Here is an 8,271-nt window from a genome sequence, read left to right on the forward strand (position 1 = left end):
ACGGGGGGCCATGGCCGTCCTCGTCATGGAGACCCTCATGACCGCTGAACCCGTGCCGGCCGGTGCGAACCGGCTGCTGCTGCGCGCCACCGGGCGCGCCCGCGGCTGGACGGCGCTCGTCGCGGCGGCCGCGCTCGCGGACGCGGCGGCGGCCGTGCTGCTGCCGTACGCGCTCGCCCGCGCGATCGACGCGGTGCCGCCCGGCGGGTCCCCCGCGTCCGCCGCGCTGTGGCCGTGCGTCGCGCTCGTCGCGGTGGCCGCGCTGGCCGAGGTGCTGTCGGAGCTGGCGGCCGGCAGCGCCGCCGCGCGGGCGACGGCCTGGCTGCGGCACACGCTGGTGCGGCACATCCTCGCGGTGGGGCCGGCGCTGCGCGTCCCGCCCGGCGACGTCGCGGGGCGGACGGTCGGCGGCGCCGCCGAGGCCGGGGTGGCGCCCGCCGCCGCGCCGGAGGCCGCCGCCGGGCTGCTGCCCGCCGCCGGCGCCCTGGTCGCCCTCTACCTCATCGACTGGCGGGCGGCGGCGGCGATCGCGGTGGCGCTGCCGGCGGTGGCGCTGCTGATGCGCGCGTTCGTCCGCGACATCACCGCGTCCGCGACCCGGTACCTGAACGTCCAGGGGACGATCGCGGGACGGCTCGCCGAGGCGCTCGGCGGCGCCCGCACGATCGCCGCGGCGGGCACCGCCGGGCGCGAGACGGCACGCATCCTGGAACCCCTCCCGGACCTGCGCGCGGAGGGCGAGACGATGTGGCGGGTGCAGGGCGGGGTCGCCGCCCGGGGCCTGCTGGCGCTGCTGCTCCTGCAGGTCGCCGCGGTCGCGATCGCCGGGGTGGAGCTGGCGGCGGGCCGCATCACGCCCGGCGAGCTGGTCGCGACCGTGCAGTACGCGGGGCTCGCCGCCGGGTTCGGGCCCGTCCTCACCCAGGTGCTGCGGCTCGGCCGCGCCCGCGCCGGGGCCCGCCGTGCCGCCGAGATCCTCGGCCTGCCCGCACCGTCCCACGGCACCGAGCCCGCCCCGCCCGGCCCCGGCCGCCTGGAGTTCCGCGATGTCGCCGGCCTCGGCGTGCTGGACGGCCTGGACCTGACCGTCCCCGGCGGGCTGGCCGTCGCCGTCGTCGGACGCTCCGGCTCCGGTACCTCGGAACTCGCCGCGCTCGCCGGGCGCCTCACCGACCCCGACCGGGGCGAGATCCGGCTGGACGGAACACCGCTCCCCCGGCTGACGCGGGCGGCGCTGCGCCGCGAGATCGGCTACGCGTTCGCCCGCCCGGCGCTGTTCGGCGCGACCGTCCGGGACGCGATCGCGTTCGGCCCGGCGCGCCCGCCGGAGGCGTGGCTGCGCGAGTCCGCGCGGGCCGCCCGCGCCGACGGCTTCGTCCAGCGTCTCCCCCACGGCTACGACACGCCGCTGGCGGACGCGCCGATGTCGGGTGGCGAACTGCAGCGGATGGGCCTCGCCCGCGCCTTCGCGCACACCGGCCGCGTCCTCATCCTGGACGACGCCACCTCCAGCCTCGACACCGTCACCGAGGTCGAGATCACCGACGCGATCCTGGACCGCTTCGCCGGCCGCACCCGTCTGATCATCGCCCACCGCGCCTCCACCGCCGCCCGCGCGGACCTGGTCGTCTGGCTGGACGGCGGCCGCGCCCGCGCCGTGGGCCGCCACGCCGACCTCTGGCGCGATCCGGCCTACCGTGCCGTCTTCACCGCCGAGGACGCCGGGGAATGAGGGGGAGGCGGGAGGCCGCGCGGGTCCTGTGGCGGACGGCCGGGAACGCCGTCGCGGCCCGGCCCCGGGCCGCGGCGCGGGCCGCGGCGTGGTCGGTCGTGGAGGCCGTGCCCGCCGCCGTGTTCGGCCGGGCCGTCGGGGAGGCGGCCGACGCCTTCCGGACGGGGCGGACGCGGGACGCGGCCGGGTGGCTCGGGATGCTCGCGGTCGCGGCGGTCGTGGGGGCGGCCGGGAGCCGGCGGCTGTATCCGGCGCTGGCGGCGATCGTGGAGCCGTTCCGCGACGACCTGGTGCGGCGGGTCACGGGCGGGGCGCTGCACCGGTCGCTGCGGGGGCGGCCCGACACGGGCGCGGTCGCGCGGCTCACGCACCAGGTGGAGATCGTCCGCGACACCTTCGGCGGGCTGCTCGTCGTCGCACGCGGGTTCGTGTTCTCGGCCGGCGCGGCGCTGCTCGGGCTCGCGACGATGATGCCGGAGGTGGCGGCGCTGGTGGTGGCGCCGCTGCTGTTCGGGCTGGTGCTGTTCGGGGCGGTGTTCGGCGCGGCGGCCGTCCGGCAGCGGAACCTCGTCGTCGGCGAGGAGGACATCGCCGAGCGGACGGCGGCGCTGGCGGAGGGGCTGCGGGACGCCGTCGCGTGCGGCGGCGAGGAGGCGCTGGAGGCCGAGTTCGGCGCGGCGGTGGAGGCGCAGGCGGCGGCCGGGCGGGCGGTGGCGCGGTTCGCGGCGCTGCGCGCGGTGGCGCTGGCGGTGAGCGGATGGCTGCCGCTGCTGCTCGTCCTCGCGGCGGCGCCGTGGCTGATGCGGCGCGGCGCCACGGCCGGGACGGTGATCGGCGCGCTGACCTATGTCCTGCACGGGCTGCAGCCGGCGCTGCGGACGCTCGTGCAGGGCATGGGCGGCAGCGGGCTGCGGCTCGCGGTGACGCTCGGCCGCATCCTGGAGACGAGCGCGCCGGACGCGCCCGCCCGGCCGGCGGCGGGGGCGGCAGCCGCGGACGCGCCGGCGGTCGAGCTGCGCGGGGTGACGTTCGGCTACGGGGCCGGCGCCCGGCCGGTGATCGAGGACCTCGACCTCGTCGTCCCGCGGGGCGGCCACCTGGCCGTGGTCGGGCCGAGCGGGATCGGGAAGTCGACGCTCGCGGCGCTCATCGCGGGGCTCGCCGTCCCGGACGCGGGCGAGGTCCTCGTGGCGGGACGGCCGGCGGGCGACCCGGAGCACCGGGTGCTCATCCCGCAGGAGGCGTACGTGTTCACCGGCTCGCTGCGCGACAACCTCGCCTACTACGCGCCCGGCGCCGATCCCGGGCAGATCGGGCGGGCCGTGGACGCGCTGGGGCTGGCGGGGCTCGTCCGCGACCTCGGCGGCTACGGCGCACGGCTGGAGCCGGGCGCGCTGAGCGAGGCGCAACGGCAGCTCATCGCGCTGTGCCGCGCCTACCTGGCGCCGCAGCCGCTGGTCGTCCTGGACGAGGCCGCGTACCGGCTGGACGCCGCCGCCGAGGCACGGGCGGAGGAGGCGTTCGCGCGGCGCGGGGGCACGCTTATCGTCATCGCGCATCGGATCAGCTCCGCCGTGCGCGCGCGCCGCGTCCTCGTTCTGGACGGAACCCGCCCATACCTCGGCCGGCACGCGGATCTGCCCGCGGTCTGCCCGCTCTACCGGGACCTCATCGGCCGCTGGGAGGCGGGTTCACAGCCATCCGGCGTCCTCGGCGATCCGGATGGCCTGGACCCGGTTCTGCGCGCCGATCTTGCGGTTGATGCGGGACAGATGGTTGCGGACGGTGCCGATCGTCAGGACGAGGTCCTCGGCGATCTGCGCCGCGGAGGCGCCCCGTGAGGCGAGCGAGAGCACCTCGATCTCCCGCTCGGTGAGCGGGCTCGCGGCGGAGCTCAGCTCGGTGAAGGCGATGTCGGGGTCGAGGACGCGCGCCCCGTCCGCGGCCCGCCGGATGGCGTCCACGAGGTCGCCGGGCGAGGTGTCCTTCAGCACGAGCCCGGACGCCCCCGCGGCCACCGCGCGGCGCAGGTCGCCGTTCCGGCAGCGGCCCGCCATGAGGACGGTGCGGCACTCGGGCACGGCTTCGCGGAGCGCGCAGGCCACGGTGAAGCCGTCCACCCCGGGGAGCCCGGCGTCGATGAGCGCGATGTCGGGGCGCTGCCCGCGCGCGGTGCGCAGCGCCTGCTCACCAGAGCCGACCGCGGCGACGACATCGAGGTCTTTCATACCTTCGAGCAACGCGACCAGCCCGCCGCGGAGGAGAGGCGCCCCCTCGGCGAGAAGAATCCGAATCATTTTCGTCTCCATTGGCCGGCCACCCACAGTGGCCCTGGAAGGACATCATTACCGAACACCATTCGAGGGGTCGCGGTGATCATGGAGGCGATCGCGAAGGCAGACCGGGGATTCGGCCGGGAGGTAAACAGGGGTTCATGGGTCACCTGGCGTGGGGTGGGTGATCTTACCGAGAGGAGTCAACTTTATTCGGGGCGTCATTGCAAAGCGGCGTATGCATCGATCCACGGACCGGTATTCCGCGAAAAAAGCGGTACACACCTGATCACGCCAAGAAATCGAACTTCGTCCCGGTACCGGTCGCGCGGGCCGCCTCGTAGGCGGTCCAGCCGAGCGCGAGGTCCTGCCAGGGCAGCCCGACCGGCGCGTACACGGTGACCTCGTCGCCCTTCACCCGGCCCGGCATCCGGCCGCGCAGCAGGTCGCGGAGCGTCCCGGCGGCGTGCCCGGCGCCGAGTCCCGCGGCGGCCAGCACGCCCATCTCGGCCGCGAGCGGGACGTCGTCCACCACGACGCGGGCGCCCTTCAGCAGGTCGGTGCCCAGCTCGGCCTTGCCGGGCTCGTCCGCGCCGAGCGAGGTGACGTGCGTCCCGGGCAGGACGTCGGCGGCGTGCAGGAGGGGGCGGCGCGCCCAGGTCGCCATGACGACGATCCCGGCGTCCCGGACGGCGGCGCGCGGGCCGGCCGCGACGGCCGCGCCGATTCCGAGCCGGGTGCCGTGCCGTTCGGCGAAGGCGGCGGCGCGGCCGGCGTCCAGGTCGCAGACGGTGAGCCCGCGCACCTCGCGCAGCTCCGCCAGTCCCCGCATGACCAGGTCGGCCTGCGCCCCCGCGCCGATCACCGCGACGGTGCCGGCACCCGGACGGGCCAGCGCGTGCGTGCCGAGCGCGGCGGCCAGCCCGGTCCGCCACGCGGTCACGGTCGCCGAGTCGAGCTGGGCCAGCAGCTCGCCGGTGCCGAGGTCGTGCAGGCAGACGACGCCGCGCAGCGCCGGGCGGCTGCCGGGGAACTTGGCGTTGACCTTGACCGTGTAGGCGGGGATGCCCGCGACCAGGCCCGGCAGCAGCGCGGTCGCGCTGCCCCGGCCGGGCAGTCCCGCGATCACCCGGCGCGCGACCGTCCCGTCCCGCTCGGCCGTGAATCCGCGGCGCAGCGCGTCGAGGCACGCGCCGGGATCGAGCAGCGCCTCCAGGTTGGAACGAGCCAAAAGGAGCGTCACCAAGCCATTCTCACATCTGGCCCGTCCGGTGACCACCCGGGCATTTTGCTCCCTGGGAACCGGAACGCGGGGATTCGCGTCGAATATCCGATCCCCAGTGTTCTTGACCACATGTCGGATTCACTCCGCCGGGGAGATCCGCCGGACGCGCTGACCACGCTCCCCCCGCCAGGGTGCCAATGATCTTGCTGGGAATTGGTCAGCTTCTGCCCCTTACGCCCGCATTGACAGTTCTTACACCATGTCCAAGACCTCCGGCGCACCACAAGGGTGCGCCAATCCCCCCGCTGGAGGCACAAGTGAAGACGCGTCACACCCTCGTCGGTACCGCCGTCGTCGCCACGGCCGCGGCCGGCGTGGCCGCGGCGACCCTCGCCGCCGCTCCCACCACGCCCACCGCGACCGCCGCTCCCGCGGCGCACGCCGCGCCGGCCGCTCCCGGTGGCATCGCGGCGTCGCTGGAGCATCGGCTCGGCACCCACACCGCGGGTTCCTATATCAGAGGCGGCAAGCTGGTCGTCACCGTCACCGACGCCAAGTCGGCGCAGACCGTCCGCGCCGCGGGCGCCGTCCCGCAGACCGTCGCGCGCAGCGGCACCGACCTGAACAAGGTCATGGCGGCGCTCAAGCGCGAGGCGACCGTGCCCGGCACGGCCTGGGCCGTGGACCCGGCCTCCAACCAGGTCGTCCTCAGCATGGACGGCACGGTCAAGGGCGCGAAGCTCAAGAAGGTGAAGGCCGCCGCGGCCCGGCAGGGCGCGGCCGTCCGCACCGAGAAGGTCGCCGGGCAGTTCCGCACGTTCACCCTCGGCGGCGAGGCCATCTACACCGGCGGCGCCCGCTGCTCGCTGGGCTTCAACGTCCAGAGCGGCGGCACGTACTACTTCGTCACCGCCGGGCACTGCACCAACATCGGCTCGACCTGGACCGACCGGTCCGGGCGGACGCTGGGCAACACCGTCGCCAGCAGCTTCCCGGGCAACGACTACGGGATCGTGCAGTACAACTCGACGCCCGCCGACACCCAGGGCGCCGTCAGCCTCTACGGCGGCACCCAGGACATCACCGACGTCGGGAGCGCCACGGTCGGGCAGACCGTGTACCGCAGCGGCAGCACCACCGGCCTGCACAGCGGCCGGGTCACCGCGCTGAACCAGACGGTGAACTACTCGCAGGGCAGCGTCAGCGGACTGATCCGCACCACGGTGTGCGCGGAGCCGGGCGACAGCGGCGGCTCGCTGTTCGACGGGTCGAGCGCGCTCGGCCTGACCTCGGGCGGCAGCGGCAACTGCAGCTCGGGCGGGACGACGTTCTTCCAGCCGGTCGCCGAGGCGCTCAACAGCTACGGGCTGAGCGTCTACTGATCCCGCGGCTTCCGTGACAGGCGGGCCGTCCCCATCCGAACTCCGTGGGGGCGGCCCGCCGCCGCACGTCCGGGCCGGCGGGCGGGGGCTCAGCCGGTGGCCGGGACCTCCAGGGTGCGGTGGATCTCGGCGATGACCGCGGACTGCTGATCGGTCAGGTAGAAGTGGCCGCCCGGCAGCACCTTGAGCGCGAACCGCCCGCCCGTGACCTCGCCCCAGCCGCGCGCCTGCTCCTCGGTCACGTGCGAGTCGGCGTCCCCGATGATGGCGGTGACCGGGACGGTCAGCCGCGTCCCGTCCCGGTGCGCGTAGTCCTCGATCAGCGTGAAGTCGTTGCGGACGTACGGCAGGACCAGCTCGCGCAGTTCCGGGTCCCGCAGGGCATCGGCATCGGTGCCGCCCAGCTTGATCATCTCCTCGACCACACCGTCGTCGTCCCTGCCGGACACGCGGTCGGCGCCGCGGTCGTGCGGCGGCCGGGCCCCGGAGGCGAACACGTGCACGGGGGCGCTGCCCCGCTCCTGCAGCAGCCGCGCCACCTCGTAGGCGAGGACGGCGCCCATGCTGTGCCCGAACAGCGCGGCGGGACGGTCCGTCAGCGGGGCCATCGCACCCGCGATGAGGCGGGCGAGCTGGTGGGCGTCGGTGACGAACGCGTCCGCCATCCGGTCGGCGCGGCCCGGGTACTGGACGGCGTGCACCTCGACGGCCGGGCTGATCTCCTTCGCCCACGGCCGGTAGAACACCGCCGACCCGCCCGCGTGCGGCAGGCAGAACAGCCGCATCGACGCCCAGGGGCGCGTCTCGGTACAGCGGAACCAGGTCACGTGATCAACTCCTCCTGCTCGTTCCGGCGGGAGGCCGTGCGCGGGTCGTGCGGCAGTGGCCACGGCGCGACCCTCGGGTCCGGGACGAGCTTGGGCGCAATGGTCTCCGCGGCCACCTTAAAGCCCCGCCGCCGGTAGTTGGCGATCGCGTTCGGATGGTCGAGGCTGCTGGTGCGCAGCCACACCCGGGAGGCGGGGCCGCAGTCCGCGGCCCACAGCTCGCCGCGCTGCCAGGCGCGGCGTGCGCACTGCTCGACGAGGTAGCCGCCGTAGCCGCGGCCGACGAACGCGGGGGTGAGGCCCACCAGGTGGATCTCGGTGTCCCCGCCGGGCTGCGCCTCGATCTCGAAGAAGCCGGCGACGGTGCCCTCGGCCATGGCGATCCACGTGCTCAGCTCGGGCCGCTCCACCCAGGCCCGCCACTGCTCGTACGTCCAGGGGAAGCGGTCCGTCCAGCAGACGCGGGCGCCGACCGTCGCGTACAGGGCGCGGTTGACGTCCGCGGACGGCAGCGCGGCCAGCGTGAACGTCATCTCGACGCCCGGCAGCGGCGCGGGACGCAGGTCCGCCGCGTCGAGCATCTCCATCTCCCACTCGGTGACCGAGGGGATTTCGAGATCAGCCACCCATCGCCTCGATGAGGCTCTTGGGCCGCATGTCCGTCCAGTTCTCGTTGATGTAGTCGAGGCACGCCTGCCGGGTGTCCTCGTCCTTGGCCACCGTCCAGCCGGGGGGGACCTCGGCGAAGGACGGCCACAGCGAGTGCTGGCCCTCGTCGTTGACGAGGACGACGTACGTGCCGTCGGGGTCCTCGAACGGGTTGCTCATCTGT

Annotated in this window: 7 protein-coding genes and 1 pseudogene; 3 read left to right on the forward strand and 5 right to left on the reverse strand. The window is 75.3% G+C overall.

Annotated features, from left to right (window positions below; all coding sequences use genetic code 11):
- The first annotated feature begins 37 nt into the window (after positions 1-37).
- Entirely contained in the window at positions 38-1,732 is a 1,695-nt protein-coding gene (locus ACQP1N_RS21730; protein WP_433226284.1) for an ATP-binding cassette domain-containing protein, read from the forward strand.
- Positions 1,729-3,573, forward strand: coding sequence for an ATP-binding cassette domain-containing protein (locus ACQP1N_RS21735; protein WP_433226286.1), 1,845 nt, complete (start codon positions 1,729-1,731; stop codon positions 3,571-3,573). Before ACQP1N_RS21730 ends, ACQP1N_RS21735 begins: the two co-directional genes overlap by 4 nt.
- On the opposite strand, the pseudogene ACQP1N_RS21740 reads toward ACQP1N_RS21735, so the two are convergent.
- Together ACQP1N_RS21740 and ACQP1N_RS21745 are read right to left on the reverse strand one after the other, a co-directional pair.
- Positions 3,505-4,041 (reverse strand): annotated as a pseudogene (locus ACQP1N_RS21740) (response regulator); the annotation flags it as partial. The gene ACQP1N_RS21735 and the pseudogene ACQP1N_RS21740 sit on opposite strands and share 69 nt — an antisense overlap.
- Before the next feature lie 253 nt (positions 4,042-4,294).
- The gene (locus tag ACQP1N_RS21745) at positions 4,295-5,248 is read right to left on the reverse strand and encodes an ornithine cyclodeaminase family protein (protein WP_433226288.1); all 954 of its coding nucleotides are present in this window, start codon (positions 5,246-5,248) and stop codon (positions 4,295-4,297) included.
- Positions 5,249-5,547: 299 nt separating this feature from the next.
- On the opposite strand from ACQP1N_RS21745, the gene ACQP1N_RS21750 reads away from it, so the two are divergent.
- Positions 5,548-6,612: a S1 family peptidase gene (locus tag ACQP1N_RS21750; protein WP_433226290.1), complete on the forward strand. Its 1,065-nt coding sequence runs from the start codon at positions 5,548-5,550 to the stop codon at positions 6,610-6,612.
- Between the two features lie 89 nt (positions 6,613-6,701).
- On the opposite strand, the gene ACQP1N_RS21755 is transcribed toward ACQP1N_RS21750, so the two are convergent.
- Genes ACQP1N_RS21755 through ACQP1N_RS21765 form a run of 3 tightly spaced genes read right to left on the reverse strand, consistent with a single transcriptional unit; the run spans position 6,702 to position 8,267 of the window.
- Complete coding sequence (locus ACQP1N_RS21755) at positions 6,702-7,439, reverse strand: thioesterase II family protein (RefSeq protein WP_067807310.1); 738 nt, start codon at positions 7,437-7,439, stop codon at positions 6,702-6,704.
- Positions 7,436-8,065, reverse strand: a complete 630-nt coding sequence (locus tag ACQP1N_RS21760; RefSeq protein ID WP_067807313.1) for a GNAT family N-acetyltransferase — start codon at positions 8,063-8,065, stop codon at positions 7,436-7,438. Before ACQP1N_RS21760 ends, ACQP1N_RS21755 begins: the two co-directional genes overlap by 4 nt.
- The gene (locus tag ACQP1N_RS21765) at positions 8,058-8,267 is read right to left on the reverse strand and encodes an MbtH family protein (RefSeq protein ID WP_067807316.1); all 210 of its coding nucleotides are present in this window, start codon (positions 8,265-8,267) and stop codon (positions 8,058-8,060) included. The genes ACQP1N_RS21760 and ACQP1N_RS21765 overlap by 8 nt, the downstream gene beginning before the upstream one ends.
- Positions 8,268-8,271: the final 4 nt, after the last annotated feature.

The organism is Actinomadura formosensis, assembly GCF_050948385.1.
Lineage (GTDB): Bacteria > Actinomycetota > Actinomycetes > Streptosporangiales > Streptosporangiaceae > Spirillospora > Spirillospora formosensis.